Raw genomic sequence first — 17,645 nt, forward strand, 5'->3', positions numbered from 1 at the left:
CGCGCCGCGCTGCCTACTCTGCCGCCTCCCCTCTCACCGATGGCAGGCAGATGTCTTCCGTTCCTTCCCCCGCCACCGCCGCGCCGGTGGTCGATTTCTTCCACGACGTGGTCTGCGGCTGGTGCTTCGTGCTGGCCCCGCGCCTGCAGCAGGTCTCCGCCGAAATCGGCATCCAGGTGCGTCACCGCAGCTTCGTGCTGCAGGACTCGCGCGCGCAGATGGTCGAGGTGTTCGGCTCGATGGAGCGCGCCAAGGCGATCATCCTGCGCCACTGGACCGACTGCGCCGCGCATGAAGACACTGCGCGCATCGATATCGAAGGCATGCGCGCACAGGACTTCGAGTATCCGTCCGGCTGGCTCGGCGCACTGGCCTGCCAGGCCGCCGGCATGCTCGGTGGCAACGACGCCCATGGCGCGATGTTCGATGCCGTGCAGTGGGCGCACCTGCACCAGCACCGCAACATCGGCGACGCCGAAGTACTGCTGGATATCGCCGAAGCACTGGGCCACCCGCGTGGCGCCTTCGCTGACCACATGCGCAGCGACGCAGTGCGCCAGCGCGTGCAGGCCGACCGTGCCGAAGCCGCGGCCCTCGGCATCCGCTCCATTCCCACCGTGATCGGCGGCAACGGCCTGCGCCTGCAGACCCTGCCGCTGCCGCAACTGCGCCAAGCCCTGGCGCACCTGGTCGCGGCCTGAGCCGCACCATCCCCCACCCTGCAAGGAGACTCCCCATGACCCCACGTACCCTGGCCACCGCGCTGGCCCTGCTGCTGGCCGGCACCGCCGCTTCCACCACCGTATCCGCGCACGAACGCGTTCCCTCCGGCCAGCAGGTGGGCACCAGCCCCTGGGGGCCGAAGGACGAGATCGGCCGCCTCAACCTGATCACCGACGCCTCGCGCGCAGCGATCCTGTCGCGGGTCAGTGGCGGCAAGGCCTATGACCTGGCCACCGAATACTACGTCGGCATGCCCAGCTGGCAGGATGCCGGCGACCCGCACTACCAGTTCTGGATGACCCACACCCCGCGCGGCACGGTGATGGATGATCCGATGGGCGTGGGCGAGACCATGAACCTCACCCGCAGCTACACCGGCACCGCGTTCTCGATGTACAGCCACACCGGCACCCACATCGATGCGCTGAACCACTTCGGCATCCACGGAAAGATCTGGAACGGCTTCGAGGCCGACAAGCACCTCGGTGACCGTGGCTGGAACGTCACCGGCATCGAGAAATTCCCGCCGCTGATCGCGCGTGGCGTGCTGATCGACGTGGCCGGCGCCAAGGGCGTGGACATGCTGCCGGACAGCTACCGCGTCACCCGGCAGGACCTGAAGGATGCGCTGGCACGCCAGCAGGTGAAGCTGCAGCAGGGCGACGTGGTGCTGATCCGCACCGGCCGCATGCGCCTGTTCGAACAGCCCAAGGCCTACATGGCCAACCCGCCGGGCATGGGCCTGGACGCGGCGCGCTTCCTGGTGGAGGACAGCGGCGCGATGATCGTCGGCGCCGACAACCTCAGCTTCGAGACCTTCCCCTCGGAGGTGTCCGACGACTACGTGCCGCTGCACACCTACCTGCTGGCCCAGCAGGGCGCGCCGATCATCGAGCTGGTGGCGCTGGACGAACTGGCCCGCGACAAGGTCTATGAGTTCGCCTTCATCGGTGGCCCGCTGAAGATCCGCGGCGGTGATGCCGCGCCGCTGCGCCCGGTGGCGCTGCCGGTGCGCCCGTAACCGGGAGTGCCCGTGCCTGTAGGTGCCGACCCTGGTCGGCACCGTTTTCCCATCCACGCATGGCGTGGATCTACTGGAGAGAACCCTGGTAGATCCACGCCATGCGTGGATGCTTTAGCCCTTCAGCAACCTGAAACCCGACCTTCCGATTTCATTAGTAATTCTACTCACAAGGCGAGTAGCATGTCCGGTCTCAGCCCCTGATACCGGCCCGTCGATACTCGCGCCATGCCTGCCGTTTCCGCCCGTTCCTGCCGCTTCAAGCCAACCCGGCGCCTCCCTTGGAGGATCGGCTGATGGGTGCTGTCGTCGCCCTCGACCGGCTGCTGGACGGGCGCCAGCTGTGGCGCGGCCCAGCCCGCCAGGGGCCGGCCAGCGACCACTTGGCCAGTGGCCATCCGGCGCTGGACGCACGCCTGCCCGGCGGTGGCTGGCCGGCCAGCGGGCTGTGCGAGGTGCTGCAGGCCGCGCCCGGCGTCGGCGAGCTGGCGCTGGTCTGGCCGGCGCTGGCGAAGCTGAGCCAGCGCGACCGCCCGATCGTGCTGGTCGCCCCGCCCTACCGCCCGCATGCCCCGGCCTGGGCGGCGGCCGGGCTGGACCTGGCCCAGCTGCAGATCATCCACGCCGCACCGAAACAGGCGCTGTGGGCCGCCGAACAGTGCCTGCGCTCTGCGGCCTGCGCGGCGGTGCTGTGCTGGCCACACCAGGCCGACGACCGCTCACTGCGCCGGCTGCAGGTGGCTGCCGACAGCGGCCAGTGCCTGGGCTTCGTGTTCCGCGAGGCGCAGGCAGCGCGCAACCCCTCCCCGGCCAGCCTGCGCCTGCAGCTCAACCACGGCCAGGTGCGGGTGCTGAAGTGCCGTGGCGGCCTGCCACCGGCGCAGCCGTTGCCACTGGCCATCGCCCACTGAGGCCGCGTCATGCATTGGGCCTGCCTGTTGTTGCCGCAGCTGGCACTGGACAGCGTGCTGCGCCTGCAGCCGGACCCGCAGCGGCCACTGGTGCTGCTGCAGGGGCCGGCGCAGCGTCGCGTGCTGCGCGCGGTCAGCCCGTCGGCACGCGCAGCGGGACTGCGCCCGGGCATGCTGCTGTCGGCCGCACAGGTGCTGGTGCAGGACATGTACCTGCACGACTACGACCCGAACGCCGAACAGCACACCCGGCAGCTGCTGGCCAGTTGGGCCTACGCCTACAGCTCGCAGGTCAGCCTCGATTTTCCGCACGCGCTGGTCATGGAGATCGGCGCCAGTCGCGCCCTGTTCGGTGACTGGCTGACGATCGAAAAGCGCCTGCGCGGCGAACTGCATGAGCTTGGTTTCCGCCACCGCCTGGTGGCCGCGCCCACCGCGCATGCCGCGCGCGTGCTGGCCAACGTCCACGACGGCCTCAGCATCGATGCGCAGCAGCTGCCAGCGGCACTGGCGCAGCTGCCGTTGCCGCGTTGCGGCCTGCCCAGCGAAGCGGTGACCGTGCTCGGTCGTTCCGGTCTGCGCACGCTGGGTGCGGTGCTCGAACTGCCGCGCGACAGCCTGGCCCGGCGCTTCGCCCCCGAGGTGCTGCAGCAGCTGGACGCATTGCGTGGCCTGCCCACCGCGCCACTGCGCTACTACCAGCCACCGGATCGTTTCGATGCGCGCATCGAATTCGAATACGAGATCGAATCCAGCCAGGCCCTGCTGTTCCCGCTGCGCCGCCTGCTGCTGGACCTGGCGGCCTTCCTGTGCTCGCGCGATGGCGGCGTACAGCGCTTCGACCTGCACTTCGAGCATGACCTGCTGCCGGCCAGCGTGCTGACCATCGGCCTGCTGGCACCCGAGCGCGATCCCGCGCTGCTGTTCGAGATCGCGCGCAACCGCATGGAAGCGTTCGCCCTGCCCGCTGGCAGCCGCGCACTGCGCCTGCAGGCCGAACAGCTGCCACCGTTCGTGCCCGCCGCGCGTGACCTGTTCGATACCCGGCCGGCACAGGCGATGCCCTGGAACCAGCTGCGCGAGCGCCTGCGGGCGCGGCTGGGCGATGACGCCGTGCAGCCGCTGGCGGTGCAGGCCGACCATCGCCCCGAACGCGCCAGTGGCACCCAGCCGCCGGCCAAGTCTCCGTCGTACTGGCCGCTGCGCCCTGGCTGGCTGCTGGACACCCCACAACCGCTGCGTGATCCGCGCCTGCGCATCGTCACCGGGCCGGAGCGGATCGAATCGGGCTGGTGGGACCAGGCCGATGCGCGCCGCGATTACTACGTGGTGGAAACCGCGCATGGCCAGCGCGGCTGGGCTTTCCGTGACCGCAATGATCCGCATGCGCCGTGGATGCTGCACGGCTGGTTCGGCTGAGCCGCCATGCACAGCGAACTGCCCGGCTACGCCGAACTGCACTGCCTGTCGGCCTTCAGTTTCCAGCGTGGCGCCTCGATCGCCGAAGAACTGTTCGCGCGCGCTGCCGGCCAGGGCTACCGCGCGTTGGCGATCACCGACGAATGCTCGCTGGCCGGCATCGTGCGTGCCTGGCAGGCGGCGAAGACGCATGGCGTGGCGCTGATCGTCGGCGCCGAATTCCAGATCGAGGACGGGCCGAAGCTGGCCCTGCTGTGCACCGACCAGGCCGCCTATGCTGGTCTCTGCCAGTTGATCACCACCTGCCGGCGGCGCGCGGCCAAGGGCGAATACCGCTGCCTGCGCGAGGACCTGCTCGGCCTGCCCGACGGCCTGCTGTGCCTGTGGCTGGACCGGCAACCGGCCGCCATCGATCTGGAACTGTTGCGCACCGGCTTCGATGATCGCCTGTGGCTGGCGGTGGAGCTGCACCATGAGCATGACGACGCGCGTCGCCTGCAGCAGCTGCAGGCCTTCGGCGAACGCCACCACCTGCCGCTGGTGGCCAGTGGTGATGTGCACATGCACGTGCGCCGCCGCCGCGCCCTGCAGGACACACTGACCGCCATCCGCCACCGCTGCAGCGTGGCCGAGGCCGGCTGGCGCCTGTTTCCCAACGGCGAGCGCCACCTGCGCCCGCGTACCGCGCTGGCCCAGCTGTATCCGCCCGAACTGCTGGCCGAGACCCTGCGCATCGCCGAGCGTTGCCACTTCACCCTGGAGCAGCTGCAGTACACCTATCCGCGCGAGCTGGTGCCCGAGGGCCACGACCCGGACAGCTGGCTGCGCGTGCTGGTCGAGCGCGGCATCCCGTGGCGCTGGAAAGGCGGCATCGAACCGGCACAACGCAAACAGATCGAGCACGAACTGGCATTGATCCGGGAAAAGAACTACGCCTCGTACTTCCTCACCGTGCAGGACATCGTGCGCTTCGCGCGCAGCCAGGACATCCTCTGCCAGGGTCGTGGCTCGGCGGCCAACTCCGCGGTGTGCTTCGTACTGGGCGTGACCGAGATCGACCCGGCACGCAGCAACCTGCTGTTCGAGCGCTTCATCTCCGCCGAGCGCGACGAACCACCGGATATCGACATCGACTTCGAACACGAGCGCCGCGAGGAAGTGCTGCAGTACGTGTTCAAGCGCTATGGCCGCGAGCGCGCGGCGTTGACCGCGGTGGCGATCAGCTACCGTGGCCGCAGCGCGATCCGCGACGTGGCCCGTGCACTCGGCCTGCCGATGGACCAGGTCAACGAACTGGGCGCGGCGATGGACCACTGGGGCGGCCATGTGCCGCTGCCGGAGACCCTGCGCGAGCGCGGCTTCGATCCGGAAACCCCGCTGATGCGGCGGCTGCTGGCGCTGACCGCCGAACTGATCGACTTCCCGCGCCACCTGTCGCAGCACCCGGGCGGCTTCGTGATTTCCGAGCATCCGCTGTCAACCCTGGTGCCGGTGGAGAACGCGGCGATGGCCGACCGCACCGTCATCCAGTGGGACAAGGACGATCTGGATGCCACCGGCCTGATGAAGGTCGACTGCCTGGCGCTGGGCATGCTCACCGCCATCCGCAAATGCCTGGCGATGCTGCAGCAGCATGGCCTGCACGAAGGACGCATGGATGCGATTCCTCCCAAGGATACGAAGACCTACGACATGATCTGCGCCGCCGACACCATCGGCGTATTCCAGATCGAGTCGCGCGCGCAGATGGCGATGCTGCCGCGCCTGCAGCCGCGCACCTTCTACGACCTGGTGATCGAAGTGGCGATCGTGCGCCCTGGCCCGATCCAGGGTGACATGGTGCACCCCTACCTGGAACGGCGAAGGATCCTGCGCGAGCAGGGTCCTGACGCGTTGAACGATCCAGACAATCCACTCTATCCAGCGCGGCTGGAACGCGTGTTCGCGCGCACCCTCGGCGTGCCACTGTTCCAGGAACAGGTCATGCAATTGGCGGTGGAAGCGGCCGGCTACACGCCGGGCCAGGCCGATGCCCTGCGCCGCTCGATGGCGGCGTGGAAGCGCCGTGGCGGCCTGGAACCGCATCGCGAGAAGCTGCTGGCCGGCATGCTCAAGAACGGCTTCAGCCGCGAGTACGGCGAGCACCTGTTCGAACAGATCAAGGGCTTCGGTGACTACGGTTTTCCGGAAAGTCACGCCGCCAGTTTCGCCCTGCTGACCTATAACAGTTGCTGGCTGAAGTGCCATCACCCGGCCGCGTTCACCGCCAGCCTGATCAACAGCCAGCCATTGGGTTTCTACAGCCCCGACCAGCTGCTGCAGGATGCGCGCCGGCATGGCATCCGCGTGTTGCCGGTGGACGTGCGCCACAGCGACTGGGACTGCACGCTGGATTTCAGCAAGGGGCCGGCCGCGATCCGGCTCGGCCTGCGCCTGGTCGATGGCTGCAACGAGCCCGCCGTGCAGGCCATCATGCGTGAACGTGCGCGGCGCCCGTTCGACGATGTGGGTGACCTGTGCCAGCGTACCGCTCTGGACCGCCGCCAGCAGGGCCTGCTGGCCGATGCCGGGGCGCTGCGTGGGCTCAGCGGCCATCGCCATCGTGCGCGCTGGGATATCTCCGGCGTGGAAAACCGGTTGCCGCTGTTCGACCAGGCCCGCGCCACCACCGAAGCCCGCGTGCCACTGCCCCTGCCCAGCGCCTGGGAAGACATGCAGGCCGATTACCGCAGCACCGGCACCACGCTGGGCCGCCATCCGATCTCGTTCCTGCGCGCGCAACTGCGCAGCCGTGGCTGCCTGGATGCCGCACAACTGGCTGCCCACGGCCATGGCCGGCGCGTGCGCATCGCCGGCCTGGTGCGCATGCGCCAGCGCCCGCAGACCGCCAGTGGCGTCACCTTCCTCACCCTTGAAGACGAGACCGGCATGATCAACGCCGTGGTCTGGCGGCACCTGGCCGATCGCCAGCACCGGGTGCTGGTCGATACCCAGCTGATGCAGATCGATGGCCGCCTGGAACGCGTCGATGGCGTGCAGCACGTCATCGTGCAGCGCATGCACTGCCTGGATGAACTGCTGCAGGGACTGCGCAGCCACAGCCGCGATTTCCATTGACGATACACAACGTCACACAACGAACTGGCCATTGCCGGTCTGCATCCGCTATCGTCGGCACATCCAAGGAAGGACGACCCGATGTCCCGTGCGCTGCTGCTGACCACCCTGGTGGTCTCGACCCTCGCCCTGCTTGTTTCCGGCTGGACCGCCTGGAGCCTGCATCGCAGCCAATCGCCACAGCGCATCATCGAGGCACGCGGGCTGATCATTCACGATGCAAGCGGCCAGCCGCGGGTGATCCTCGGCGCACCGGTTCCCGATCCGCTCAGCCAAGGCCGCACCCAGGGGCCGCGCGCCACCGCCCTGTCCGGCCTGATCCTGCTCGGTCCCGACGGCTCCGAACGCGGCGGCTACGGCACCAGCGACCGCGGCGGCGAAGCCCTGCTCACCCTGGACGATGCCACCGGCACCACCGAAGTGTTCAAGGTCGTCGCCAATCCGGACCGTGGCGCCAGCCTCATGGTCAAGCACCAGAACAACACCGGCGCCATGCTCACCTCCTGGCAGGGCAAGCCGGAGCTGATGTTCGTCGATGACAGCGGCCAGTCCTACTACGTGCGCCCGGGCGCGAACGCCGCGCCTTGATCTGCTTCTGTAGCGTCGAACCATGCTCGACTACCGGTCATGTAGAGTCGAGCCATGCTCGACTGCTTCTACCAACAGCAGCCGAGCATGGCTCGGCTCTACAAAGGCGAAGCAAAGCCGAGCATGGCCCGACGCTACAAACCACACACCGCCGCCAGGTCATCGGCCAGCTGCCGCAGCTGCGCCGATCCCAGCGCCGCGCAGGTAATGCGCAGACCATGGCCCGGTGCCGCCACCGCGAACACTTCGCCTGCACGCACATGCCATCCACGCGAAGCCAGTGCCAGCACGTGTGGGTGGCTGTCGGCCGGCAACGGCAGCCACAGGTTCAATCCTTCCATCGGCTGCGGCGTCGGCATGCCATGCGCGCGCAGCAGCTCCTGTAGCGACTGCAGGCGCTGCTGGTAGCGCTCACCCGCCGAGGCGATCTTCGCCCGCTGCGTTGCCGACGCCAGCACCGAAGTCGCTGCATCCTGCAGCAGGTGGCTGACCCAGCCGGTGCCGGACGCCAATCGCAGCCGCAACCGCGATGCGGTCTCCTCATCGCAGGCCAGCCAGGCCAGCCGCAGGTCCGGACCCAGTGGTTTGGACAACGAACGCAGCAGCGCCCAGCGCCGGCCATCCAGCGGCAGCACTGAGTGATAGGCCTGCTGCGAGAGCAGTGCGTAGTGATCGTCGATCAGCACCGCCACCTGCGGGTAGGCCGCCAGCAACTGCCGCAACGCCCGTGCCCGCTTCGCATCCAAGCTGGCCCCGGTCGGGTTGTGTGCCCGCGGGGTCAGCAGCACCGCGCGTGCGCCGGCCTCCAGCGCCTGCCGCAGCGAATCGACCTGCATGCCATGCGCGTCCACCGCCACCGGCAACGGCGCGTGGCCCACAGCATTGAGCACATTGAGGCTACCGAGGAAGCATGGATCCTCCACCGCGATGCGGTCTCCTGGCAGCAACCACGCCGCCAGCAGGCGCTCGATGCCATCAACCGCGCCATGGGTCAGCTCCAGCGCATAGCCCTCCGGGCAGTCCGCATCCAGCGAGGCCCTTGCCAGCGCCTGCAACCTCGGGTCGACCGTGCCTACGCCGTACAAACGCGGCGCGGCCGGGGCCAGGCGCAGGTTCGGCAGCAGGCGCGGATCCGGATTGCCACCGGCCAGGTCCTGCAGCGCCAGCCCGGGCGTACTGCCCTCGCGCGCCAGCGTCGGCGGCAATCCGCGCACCACCGTGCCACGGCGGCCCGCCGTGCTGGCCAGGCCCGCCGCATCCAGGCGCTTGTAGGCAGCGGCCACGGTGTTGCGGTTCACGCCCAGTTGCTCGGCCAGTTCACGCACCGGCGGCAGCACGCTGCCGGCCGGCAGGCGGCCCTTGCCGATGCCGTCGCGGATGCTGTCGAAGATCGACTCGGCGCTATGCCCGGTGATTTTCATTTTGTCCTATGCCAAAATATATCTTGTCCTGTGCCAGTGTATCCCACCCTGGCCATCCTGCATTGGAGGTGCCCGCATGCCCCTTGCCGCTGCCGACTGGCCCGTCGCCCAGTCCGTTGAACAGATCGCCGCCAACCTGGTCACGGTGCGCCAACGCATCACCGATGCCTGCGCGCGCGTCGGCCGGGACCCGGCCAGCGTGCGCCTGCTGCCGGTCAGCAAGACCGTCGATGACGCCCGTATCCGCATGGCCGTGGCCGCCGGTTGCCACGAACTGGGCGAGAACAAGGTGCAGGAAGCACAGCGCAAGGCCGAAACGATGGCCGACCTGGGCGTGCACTGGTCGGTGATCGGCCATCTGCAGACCAACAAGGCGCGCTACGTGGCGCGCTTTGCCAGCGAGTTCCAGGCGCTGGACAGCCTGCGCGTGGCCGAGGCCCTGCAGCAGCGCCTGCAACTGGAAGACCGCACGCTGGATGTGTTCGTGCAGGTCAACACCTCGGCCGAGCCGAGCAAGTACGGACTGGAACCCGACGCGGTCGAGGCCTTCGTGCAGCAGCTGCCGGCCTTCGATCGCCTGCGTGTGCGCGGCCTGATGACCCTGGCCATCTTCACCCCCGACGTCGAGCGCGTGCGCGCCTGCTTCGTGCGCCTGCGCGAACTGCGCGACCAGCTGCAACGCACCGCCCCGCCCGGCCTTGACCTGTCGCAGCTGTCGATGGGCATGTCCGGTGATTTCGAAGTGGCCATCGAGGAAGGTGCCACCGTGGTCCGCGTCGGCCAGGCCATCTTCGGCGCCCGCGCCACCCCGGACAGCTTCTACTGGCCGAACAGCGGAGCCCCGGCATGAAGCACGCAGTCGTTCTGCAGCACGTCGCCTTCGAAGACCTCGGCACCCTGCAGCCTCTGCTGTTGGCACAAGGCTGGCAGCTGCAGGTGCTGCAGGCCGGCGTCGATGCGCTCGATCCGGCCGAAGTGACCGACCTGCTGGTGGTGCTGGGCGGCCCGATCAGTGCCAATGACACAGCGACCTATCCCTTCGTCACCGACAGCATCGCCCTGCTGCAGCGCCGGCTGCAGCAGCAGCGGCCAACCCTGGGCATCTGCCTGGGTGCACAGCTGATGGCGCGTGCACTCGGTTCCAGTGTCGCTCCCAGCGGCGGCAAGGAAATCGGCTTTGCGCCACTGCTGCTGACCGATGAAGGCCAGCGTTCACCGCTGCAGGCCCTGCAGGGCATTCCGGTACTGCATTGGCATGGTGAGGCGTTCGAGCTTCCGGCCGGTGCACGCCGCCTGGCCAGCACGCCGGCCTGCCGTCACCAGGCCTTCGCCATCGGCCATCACGCGCTGGCCCTGCAATGCCATCCGGAACTGGACGCGCGCCAGTTCGAGCGTTGGCTGATTGGTCACACGCTGGAGCTGGCCCAGGCCGGCATCGATCCGAATGATCTGCGCGCGCAGGCGCGTCGCTATGGCGCACCACTGGCCGCGGCCGCCACCGCGATGTTCGACCATTGGCTGCAGGACCTGCCGGAGACACCGCGATGAACTATCGATTGCAGATCCACCGCGATGGCGTCTATTGGGGCCACTTCGACTGCAGCGGCCCTGATGCCCTGCAGCGCATGGACGCCATCGCCGCACAACTGCCTGCGGATCAGGGCTTCCAGCTGAAACGACAGAAAGGTGTTGGCGAAGAGCGCATCCTGTCCAGCAATGCCGACGGCCTGCGCGTACTGGCTTCGCAGATCCAGTACCGCGACCTCTGATGATCGTCACGGTAGTGCCGGCCGCTGGCCGGTACTCGAATCTGCCGGCCAGCGGCCGGCACTACCCCGGCTGTTCGGCCGCGTGCGAAGCTTCACCGATGCTGACCCTGCAACGCGGCAACCACCACGGACTGCTCATCGCCCCGCGCTGGCCCTCCACCCGCATCCAACTGGAAGAAGAGGTACTGCAACGCCTGCTCGACGCTCAGGCAATGCTGCCTGTGGGGCTGCGGCTACTGCTCACCCGTGGCTTCGAACCCAGCCACAGCCGTCTCGGTGGCTTCCGCTGCCTGGTGCGTCGGCTCGGCATCACCCTCTTCCGTGCCTGTTATCCGCAGCGCCGGGATGAAGTCGACGCCATCTTCGGCGCCAACGGCCACGACATCGATGGCCGTCATGTCGATGTCTCACTGGTACTGCACGGCGAGCGGCTGCGGCTGCTGCCCCTGGGCGTGTTCACCCCGCCGCGCTGGCAGCACCGCCGCGTCGCCCGGTATGCCGAGCCAGTCGCACGAGCGAAGCGCAGCCTGCAGCACTGCGGATTCGTGCTGCATCACAATCCCACCGAAGCCCTGCAGATCCACTGCGATTATCGTCCCCGCTGACGCCGCGGTGGCTCATGCGGACTGCGCTCGCACCAAAGATGCAAATGATTCTCTTTTGCTGTAAGGTGCAGCCGCTGCCCTTGCCGCCGCGGGCTGTTCCCTTTCCCAGTTGTCGCCCGCCCCGTGTCCACGCCTGTCGAACCGACGGATGTCGCGCAGCTGTGCACGGCCCATTACCGGCCGCTGCACGCCCATGTCCGCCGCAAACTCCCGCAACGCAGCGACGCCGATGACGTCGTCCAGGAAACCTGGCTGCGTGTCGTCAAGGTCGCCGCCAGTGGCCTGCTGAGCAATGGCCGCGCGTACCTGTACCGTGTTGCCCACAACCTGATTGCCGACCATTACCGGCAACGCCAGCGCCGTCGCGAAGAAGCGCTGGATGACACGCAGTTGCATGCCATCGCCGATCCTGCGCCGCTGCCCGAGCAGCGACTGCTCGACGCCGAACAGCTGCGCCACCTCGACGCGATCATCGCCGCGCTGCCACCGCGCTCGCGCCAGGTGTTCCTGCTGGCGCGGGTTGAACAGTTGGCGCTGGCCGAGATCGGGCGCCAGCTCGGCATCAGCCGGCAGACCGCGCACGGCCATCTGCTGCGCGCACTGGTCGCCCTGCAGCAGGTGCCGGGCGCATGAGCCTGGACGCGATCGCGCGCGAAGCTGCACGCTGGTGGCTGGACGGGCACGACGGTGGCCGCGACGAGAACGCGTTCGAGCAGTGGTACCAGGCCGACCCTCGCCATGCTGCGCAGTACCAGCATCTGCAACACCTGTGGCAGGCCGGTGCGACGCTGCCCAGCCTGCAGCGGCAACAGCAGCGCAGGCAACGCCGTCGCCTGCGCGAAGCCGGCATTGCGGTTCTGTTGCTGTGCGCGCTGGGTCTCTACAGCCGCCATGTGTCGCCGCCCGTAGCGCAGGTCCTGCGAACGGCCGCTGGCGAGATCCGCGAGGAGACCCTTCGGGATGGCTCGCATGTCCTGCTGTCACCCGGCAGCGAAGTGAAGGTGCGCATCGATGGGCAGCGCCGCCAGCTCCAGCTGCAGCGCGGCCAGGCCTGGTTCCAGGTCGCCGCCGATGCCGACCGGCCCTTCCAGGTGCATACCCCACAGGGCACCGTCACTGCACTGGGGACCGCATTCGATCTTGCCGTGCAGGGCAACAGCAGCGTGGTCACCGTTACCGAGCATCGCGTGCGCGTGGACAGCGGCAACGTCAGCATGCTGGCTGACCACGGCGAACAGCTGCGCTTCGATGGGCAGGCAACAGCCCATGCAACAACGACCGCCCCCGGAGCATTGGCCTGGCGCGAGCGGCGCCTGCATTGGGTCTCGGCCCCACTGGCCGACGTCACGCAGGGCCTGGACCGCTGGCATGGCGGGCACACGTGGGTCGTCGGCGAGCAGCTGCGCCAGCAGCCGGTCACCCTGCTTGGCAGTGCCGACGGTGCGGCCGGCAACCGCGACCAGTTGGCCACTCAGTTGCAGGTGCGCGTGCTGCGCCTCGGCGCGGGCATACAGGTGTGGCTGCCGCCACGCAGGGAACAGCGTGATGGACCCTGACATCCGGCCTGCGGCTGCGTCTACCCAGGATGACGACGCTCTGCGTCAGCCCCTGGAGCCCCCGATGCTGTGCCCCCGCCCCCTTGTCCTCGCCCTGTCGCTGGCCTGTACCAGTGCCCTTCCGCTGCTGCCCGGCAGTGCCCACGCACAGACCGCCACCCGTACCTACAATCTGCCCGCACAACCGCTGGCGGCCGCGCTGGACGCCTACAGCCGGCTGACCGGCGTCGATCTGGTGATCGGCGCAGCGCTGCCCGCGGGCCATTCGGCGCCTGCGCTGCGCGGTGACTTCGACGATGCGCAGGCCCTGTCGCGCCTGTTGGCAGGCAGCGGCCTGCGCCCGCGCTTCGTCGATGCGCGTCGTGCCGCCCTGGAGCCGGCGCCGGCTGAACGCGCCGATGGCAGCCGTCGCACTGGCCCGCTGCGGGTGCAGGGTACTACCGCACACGGTCAGGCACCGGGTGCCGGCGCCAGTCAATATGTACCGGCCACCCGCGATGGCTTTGCGCCCCCGGTGGGCAGCGAGCGCGTGGCGATGGCCGAACGCCAGGAAGGCAACAGCCTGCTGCGCTCGATGCCCGGCACCCACAGCTTCCATTCGCGCAGCCAGCCGGGCCTGCAGGTCAACATCCGCGGCATGACCGGTGCCGGCCGGGTCAACACCATGATCGACGGTGTCACCCAGACCTTCCGCAACAATGCCGGGCACGGCTCGGGCGGCCCGTTCGCCTATGTCGATCCCTTCCTGCTGGCCGGTGTGGACGTGCAGCGCGGTGCGGTCGCCGGTGGTGATGGCGCCGGCACGCTGGCCGGCAGTGCCAACTTCCGCACGCTGGACATCGACGATCTGCTCGGCGAGGGGCGCGACTGGGGCCTGCGTGCGGGCTACCGCCACGGCAACAATGGCTACGGCAGTGGCCGTACCTTCGCCGGTGCCTGGCGCCACAGCGAAGAGGGTGGCGACCGCCAGTTCGGCCTGCTGGCCGCCGCCAGCAGCAGCCGCAGCAGCGAATACGCGACCGCACGCGGGCAGAAGAACAACGCCGACCCGGGCAGCCAGCAGCCCAGCAGCTGGCTGTTGAAGGCGCGCCTGCAGCCCAGCGACCAGCATCGGCTGGACGTGAGCCACATGCGTTACGAAAACGACTTCTACCACAACTATCCGTGGCAGATTTCCGCGCGCAACCAGCGCGCCAGTTACCACTACACACCCTATTCGCCGTGGATCGACCTGCGTGCGACCTTCGCCAGCAACAAGACCCGGCTGTTCTACCCGCCGGTGGAGGACTCCAGCTACATCGGCCGCCGCACCCACAGCAGCCTTAGCAGCTGGACCGTGGACAACACCAGCCGCTTCGACATCGGTGCACTGCAGGCGCGCTGGAACACCGGCATCAAGCACCAATCGGACATCTATGTGGCCGATACGCCCATCCTGCGCGGTGCCAACCCGCAGGGTCGCAGCCAGCTGGACAGTGTGTTCAGCACGCTGGAGCTGCAGTACGACATCTATGCCCTGACCGCAGGACTGCGCCAGGACCGCTTCGGCATCCGTGGTCACATCCCGGTGTGCTCGGATGTGCCCGGCCAGTGCGCGGAGATCAATGGCGGCGACATCGACGTGCGTCGCACAGAGCGCGCACTCAGCCCGAGCCTGGCGGTTTCACTGCAGGCCACCGACTGGCTGCAGCTGTTCGCCGAGGTCTCGCGCACGTCGCGGCCGCCGCGCGTGCAGGAAATGTTCTTCGAGAAGATCCCGCTGGAGGACGCCAGCGTCGCCGACGGCATCGGCGCCAATCCGTTCCTGCGCCGCGAGCGCTCGCGCAACCTGCAGTTCGGCGCCAACCTCAGCACCGACTCGCTGCTGGTCGACGGTGACCTGGCACAACTGCGGGTCACCCGCTTCGACAACCGCATCCGCGACTACATCAAGCCGCAGTACCTGCTGATCGTGCATCCGCCGGAAGTGGAACCGTTCGTGGTGCCGATCGACAGCGATCCGCAGCTCAATGCCTGGACCGATGTGCTGGACGCCGACGACTTCAGCGCCACCACGCGCTGGATGAACCACCCCGGCGTGGTGCGCATGCGCGGCATCGAACTGGAAGCCCATTACGCCAGCGAGCACTACCACGCCACGCTGAGCTGGACCCGCTCGCGCACCAGCGCGCCGGCCATCGAGTTCGTCAACCTGGAAGACATCACCGCCCTGCCCGACCGCTACTGGACGCTGGACGTGGGCGGCCGCTGGTGGCAGCAGCGCGTGCAGGCCGGCCTGCGCGCCGAGTACTCCGGTCCGACCGAGGAAGGCTACGACTTCTTCCAGACCCGCAAGACCGGCGGCACCGGCGTGCTGCTGGACTTCTACGCCAGCTTCAAGCCGCAGGCCAACACCACGCTGTGGCTGAACATCGAAAACCTGCAGAACAAGGCCTATGACAACAATGCCTCGATCGACAGCATCTTCAGTCCGATCCTGGACCGCGGCAACGGCCGTGGCCGCACCGTCTCGATGGGCGTCAATGTGGCGTTCTAGCCGCCACTGGCTGCCGCTGTGCCTGCTCGCGCTCGCGTCGATGGCCAGCGCGCAGCCGATGCCCGGCAAGGTGCTGGACCTCGCCAGCGGCCAGACCCTGGACGAAGCTGCGTTCGTGAAGCGCGCAGCGAACGCTCCGCGACTGCTGCTGGGCGAACGCCACGACCTGGCCGGTGACCACGCTGCCCAGCGCTGGCTGCTGCACGCGCTGCAGCAGCAGCGTCCACAAGGCGCGCTGGTGCTGGAGATGATTGCCAGCGAACGCCAGCCGCGCCTGCAGCGGGTGCAGCGCTGGCTGGCCAAGGGCAACCATGCCGACGGTGCACGCCTGCAGGAGCTGCTGGGCTGGGATACACGATGGCCGTGGACCGCCTACGGCGGGCTGGTGCAGGACGCCACCGCTGCCGGCATCCCCTTGTTCGGCGGCAATCTCGCGCGCGTCGAGGTCAACGCCCACCTGGCGTCCGCTGATGCAGTGCGGTTCCCGGTGCCCACCGCCCGCCAACGCCTGTCGGATGTGGTTCTGGCCCAGCACGCAGACGCGGCACCGATGCTGGAAGGGATGCTGGCCGTGCAACAGGCCCGCGACACGCGCATGGCACAGGTGCTGACCGCAGCACCCGCACCCGCGCTGCTGGTAGCCGGTCGCTGGCATGTGCTGCGCGGCACCGGGGTGCCGGGCTACCTGCCACCGGATACGCCTGCGCTGGTGATCGCATTGGCCTCGCCGGGTGAAACCGTCGGTGCTGCTGATGCCGATCTGCTGTGGGTGCTGGACGATGAGTGAGCGCGGCCAACACTGGCAGGCGATCGTGATCACCGTCGTCCTGCACCTGCTGCCCCTGCTGCTGTTGGTGCACTGGGTTGCAATGCCGCCGATGCTGCCACCGCCGGAGCAGGACGTGCGCATCAGCCTGCGCCTGCTGGCACCGGCCACGCCGCCACAGCCCGTAGAGGAGCGCCAGGCCGATACCCCCAGCCAGGCGCAGCAGGCGCGTGCATCGCAACCGAAAAAGTCGCCCCCGCCACCGAAGCCCACCGCCGCGCGCGAGGGCGAGTTGGCCGCCAGCGAAACGGGCGGGACGGGTCGAAAGCCGCTGCCGGTCGCCCCGCCTGCGGCCGCGACCGATGCAAGTCCCGCACCGGCATCGATCACGGCCGCGCCGCCCGCTCCAGACGCGCCACCGGCGGACTTCCAGGCCGGCGCCGCCAGCGACCAGTGGGAAGCCCGCCTGATGGCGCGGCTGGAGCGTTACCGCTATTACCCTGCCGCCGCGCGCTCGCGCCGGCAGCAGGGCACTGCCTGGGTCAGGGCCAGCATCGACCGCGAAGGTCGCCTGCTGGCGCTGCGGCTGGAGCAGTCCAGTGGCCAGCCGATGCTCGATGACGCTGCGCTGCAGACCTTCCGTCGCGCGCAGCCGCTGCCGCCCATTCCCGATGAACTGAAGGCACCGCAGGAACTGGTGGTGCCGGTGGAGTACTACCTGCGCTAGGCGGCGTAGGCCTCCGCCTCGATCTCGAACAGCATGCCGTCCAACGCCAGTCGCGGCACCGGGATCAGCGTGCAGGTGGGCGCCGCGCGGTTCGGCCAGCGCCGTCGCACCTGGTGGGCAATGATGCCCAGCCGGTCCTCATCGTGGTCGACCACCAGGATGCGCAGCCGCGCCACATCGGCCAGACTTGCCTGCGCCGATCGCAGCGCGGTCTGCAGGTTGTCCAGCGCCTGCCCGACCTGTTCTTCGAAGCTGGGCGAGAGGCGGCCCTGGGCATCTTCGCCGCCCTGCCCTGCGACATGGATCACCCGTGCCGGCAGGCGCACCACCGCCACGTGTGAGTAGCCGTTGGCCGAAGGATCGTAGAGACCCGGTGGATTGAACAGTTCCATCAGGCCATGGCTGAGGTCCGGTGTGGTCAGCAGGTTCATGCCGCGCGCCTCGTGGGGGATGCCGGCAGTCTGTGACCTCAACTCCGGTTGAGGT

The 17,645-nt window shown here is 68.7% G+C and carries 17 protein-coding genes; 15 read left to right on the plus strand and 2 right to left on the minus strand.

The window, feature by feature from the left end:
* Positions 1-50: 50 nt before the first annotated feature.
* The 6 genes from ACZK45_RS12730 (at position 51) to ACZK45_RS12755 (ending at position 7,779) form a co-directional block, all read left to right on the plus strand.
* Positions 51-701, plus strand: a complete 651-nt coding sequence (locus ACZK45_RS12730; RefSeq protein ID WP_478444775.1) for a DsbA family oxidoreductase — start codon at positions 51-53, stop codon at positions 699-701.
* 35 nt (positions 702-736) lie between these two features.
* Positions 737-1,744, plus strand: coding sequence for a cyclase family protein (locus ACZK45_RS12735; RefSeq protein ID WP_125894581.1), 1,008 nt, complete (start codon positions 737-739; stop codon positions 1,742-1,744).
* 296 nt (positions 1,745-2,040) lie between these two features.
* Positions 2,041-2,655 (plus strand): translesion DNA synthesis-associated protein ImuA, encoded by a 615-nt coding sequence (imuA, locus tag ACZK45_RS12740; protein ID WP_125894579.1) that lies wholly within the window; start codon positions 2,041-2,043, stop codon positions 2,653-2,655.
* A 9-nt stretch (positions 2,656-2,664) separates the two neighbouring features.
* The gene (locus tag ACZK45_RS12745) at positions 2,665-4,074 is read left to right on the plus strand and encodes a Y-family DNA polymerase (RefSeq protein ID WP_125894577.1); all 1,410 of its coding nucleotides are present in this window, start codon (positions 2,665-2,667) and stop codon (positions 4,072-4,074) included.
* Between the two features lie 6 nt (positions 4,075-4,080).
* Complete coding sequence (locus ACZK45_RS12750) at positions 4,081-7,191, plus strand: error-prone DNA polymerase (RefSeq protein WP_478444776.1); 3,111 nt, start codon at positions 4,081-4,083, stop codon at positions 7,189-7,191.
* Between the two features lie 81 nt (positions 7,192-7,272).
* Positions 7,273-7,779 (plus strand): hypothetical protein, encoded by a 507-nt coding sequence (locus ACZK45_RS12755; protein WP_006373615.1) that lies wholly within the window; start codon positions 7,273-7,275, stop codon positions 7,777-7,779.
* Between the two features lie 134 nt (positions 7,780-7,913).
* Here the strand turns inward: ACZK45_RS12755 and ptsJ are convergent, their stop codons facing one another.
* Positions 7,914-9,200, minus strand: a complete 1,287-nt coding sequence (gene ptsJ, locus ACZK45_RS12760) for a MocR-like B6 salvage transcription factor PtsJ (RefSeq protein WP_125894573.1) — start codon at positions 9,198-9,200, stop codon at positions 7,914-7,916.
* Positions 9,201-9,276: 76 nt separating this feature from the next.
* On the opposite strand from ptsJ, the gene ACZK45_RS12765 reads away from it, so the two are divergent.
* The 9 genes from ACZK45_RS12765 to ACZK45_RS12805 all read left to right on the plus strand — a co-directional run bounded on the left by ACZK45_RS12765 (position 9,277) and on the right by ACZK45_RS12805 (position 17,159).
* Positions 9,277-10,050: a YggS family pyridoxal phosphate-dependent enzyme gene (locus tag ACZK45_RS12765; protein WP_121503549.1), complete on the plus strand. Its 774-nt coding sequence runs from the start codon at positions 9,277-9,279 to the stop codon at positions 10,048-10,050.
* Positions 10,047-10,748 (plus strand): glutamine amidotransferase, encoded by a 702-nt coding sequence (locus tag ACZK45_RS12770; protein WP_478444777.1) that lies wholly within the window; start codon positions 10,047-10,049, stop codon positions 10,746-10,748. The genes ACZK45_RS12765 and ACZK45_RS12770 overlap by 4 nt, the downstream gene beginning before the upstream one ends.
* Positions 10,745-10,969 (plus strand): hypothetical protein, encoded by a 225-nt coding sequence (locus ACZK45_RS12775; RefSeq protein WP_032129370.1) that lies wholly within the window; start codon positions 10,745-10,747, stop codon positions 10,967-10,969. The genes ACZK45_RS12770 and ACZK45_RS12775 overlap by 4 nt, the downstream gene beginning before the upstream one ends.
* A 98-nt stretch (positions 10,970-11,067) precedes the next feature.
* Positions 11,068-11,574, plus strand: coding sequence for a hypothetical protein (locus tag ACZK45_RS12780; protein WP_478444778.1), 507 nt, complete (start codon positions 11,068-11,070; stop codon positions 11,572-11,574).
* Between the two features lie 123 nt (positions 11,575-11,697).
* Positions 11,698-12,207, plus strand: a complete 510-nt coding sequence (locus ACZK45_RS12785; protein ID WP_478444779.1) for an RNA polymerase sigma factor — start codon at positions 11,698-11,700, stop codon at positions 12,205-12,207.
* Positions 12,204-13,130, plus strand: coding sequence for a FecR family protein (locus ACZK45_RS12790; protein WP_032129372.1), 927 nt, complete (start codon positions 12,204-12,206; stop codon positions 13,128-13,130). Before ACZK45_RS12785 ends, ACZK45_RS12790 begins: the two co-directional genes overlap by 4 nt.
* Before the next feature lie 64 nt (positions 13,131-13,194).
* Positions 13,195-15,666, plus strand: a complete 2,472-nt coding sequence (locus ACZK45_RS12795; protein ID WP_478444780.1) for a TonB-dependent receptor — start codon at positions 13,195-13,197, stop codon at positions 15,664-15,666.
* On the plus strand, positions 15,653-16,453 hold the full coding sequence (locus ACZK45_RS12800; RefSeq protein WP_478444781.1) for a ChaN family lipoprotein: 801 nt from the start codon (positions 15,653-15,655) through the stop codon (positions 16,451-16,453). Before ACZK45_RS12795 ends, ACZK45_RS12800 begins: the two co-directional genes overlap by 14 nt.
* Positions 16,446-17,159 (plus strand): energy transducer TonB family protein, encoded by a 714-nt coding sequence (locus tag ACZK45_RS12805; protein WP_478444782.1) that lies wholly within the window; start codon positions 16,446-16,448, stop codon positions 17,157-17,159. The genes ACZK45_RS12800 and ACZK45_RS12805 overlap by 8 nt, the downstream gene beginning before the upstream one ends.
* Here the strand turns inward: ACZK45_RS12805 and ACZK45_RS12810 are convergent.
* A complete protein-coding gene (locus ACZK45_RS12810; RefSeq protein WP_100434884.1) occupies positions 17,156-17,590 on the minus strand; it encodes a RidA family protein in 435 nt (144 codons plus the stop codon). The genes ACZK45_RS12805 and ACZK45_RS12810 overlap by 4 nt on opposite strands.
* Between the last annotated feature and the right edge of the window lie 55 nt (positions 17,591-17,645).

The organism is Stenotrophomonas sp. 63632_Sma, assembly GCF_056482875.1.

What these genes read in the sequence shown, in the direction of transcription:
- ACZK45_RS12755 (WP_006373615.1), top strand. Translation starts at nt 7,273, where the DNA reads ATGTCCCGTGCGCTGCTGCTGACCACCCTGGTGGTCTCGACCCTCGCC.
- ACZK45_RS12765 (WP_121503549.1), top strand. Translation starts at nt 9,277, where the DNA reads ATGCCCCTTGCCGCTGCCGACTGGCCCGTCGCCCAGTCCGTTGAACAG.
- ACZK45_RS12745 (WP_125894577.1), top strand. Translation starts at nt 2,665, where the DNA reads ATGCATTGGGCCTGCCTGTTGTTGCCGCAGCTGGCACTGGACAGCGTG.
- ACZK45_RS12770 (WP_478444777.1), top strand. Translation starts at nt 10,047, where the DNA reads ATGAAGCACGCAGTCGTTCTGCAGCACGTCGCCTTCGAAGACCTCGGC.
- ACZK45_RS12775 (WP_032129370.1), top strand. Translation starts at nt 10,745, where the DNA reads ATGAACTATCGATTGCAGATCCACCGCGATGGCGTCTATTGGGGCCAC.
- ptsJ (WP_125894573.1), bottom strand. Translation starts at nt 9,200, where the DNA reads ATGAAAATCACCGGGCATAGCGCCGAGTCGATCTTCGACAGCATCCGC.
- ACZK45_RS12795 (WP_478444780.1), top strand. Translation starts at nt 13,195, where the DNA reads ATGCTGTGCCCCCGCCCCCTTGTCCTCGCCCTGTCGCTGGCCTGTACC.
- imuA (WP_125894579.1), top strand. Translation starts at nt 2,041, where the DNA reads ATGGGTGCTGTCGTCGCCCTCGACCGGCTGCTGGACGGGCGCCAGCTG.
- ACZK45_RS12780 (WP_478444778.1), top strand. Translation starts at nt 11,068, where the DNA reads ATGCTGACCCTGCAACGCGGCAACCACCACGGACTGCTCATCGCCCCG.
- ACZK45_RS12800 (WP_478444781.1), top strand. Translation starts at nt 15,653, where the DNA reads ATGTGGCGTTCTAGCCGCCACTGGCTGCCGCTGTGCCTGCTCGCGCTC.
- ACZK45_RS12730 (WP_478444775.1), top strand. Translation starts at nt 51, where the DNA reads ATGTCTTCCGTTCCTTCCCCCGCCACCGCCGCGCCGGTGGTCGATTTC.
- ACZK45_RS12790 (WP_032129372.1), top strand. Translation starts at nt 12,204, where the DNA reads ATGAGCCTGGACGCGATCGCGCGCGAAGCTGCACGCTGGTGGCTGGAC.
- ACZK45_RS12805 (WP_478444782.1), top strand. Translation starts at nt 16,446, where the DNA reads ATGAGTGAGCGCGGCCAACACTGGCAGGCGATCGTGATCACCGTCGTC.
- ACZK45_RS12735 (WP_125894581.1), top strand. Translation starts at nt 737, where the DNA reads ATGACCCCACGTACCCTGGCCACCGCGCTGGCCCTGCTGCTGGCCGGC.
- ACZK45_RS12750 (WP_478444776.1), top strand. Translation starts at nt 4,081, where the DNA reads ATGCACAGCGAACTGCCCGGCTACGCCGAACTGCACTGCCTGTCGGCC.
- ACZK45_RS12810 (WP_100434884.1), bottom strand. Translation starts at nt 17,590, where the DNA reads ATGAACCTGCTGACCACACCGGACCTCAGCCATGGCCTGATGGAACTG.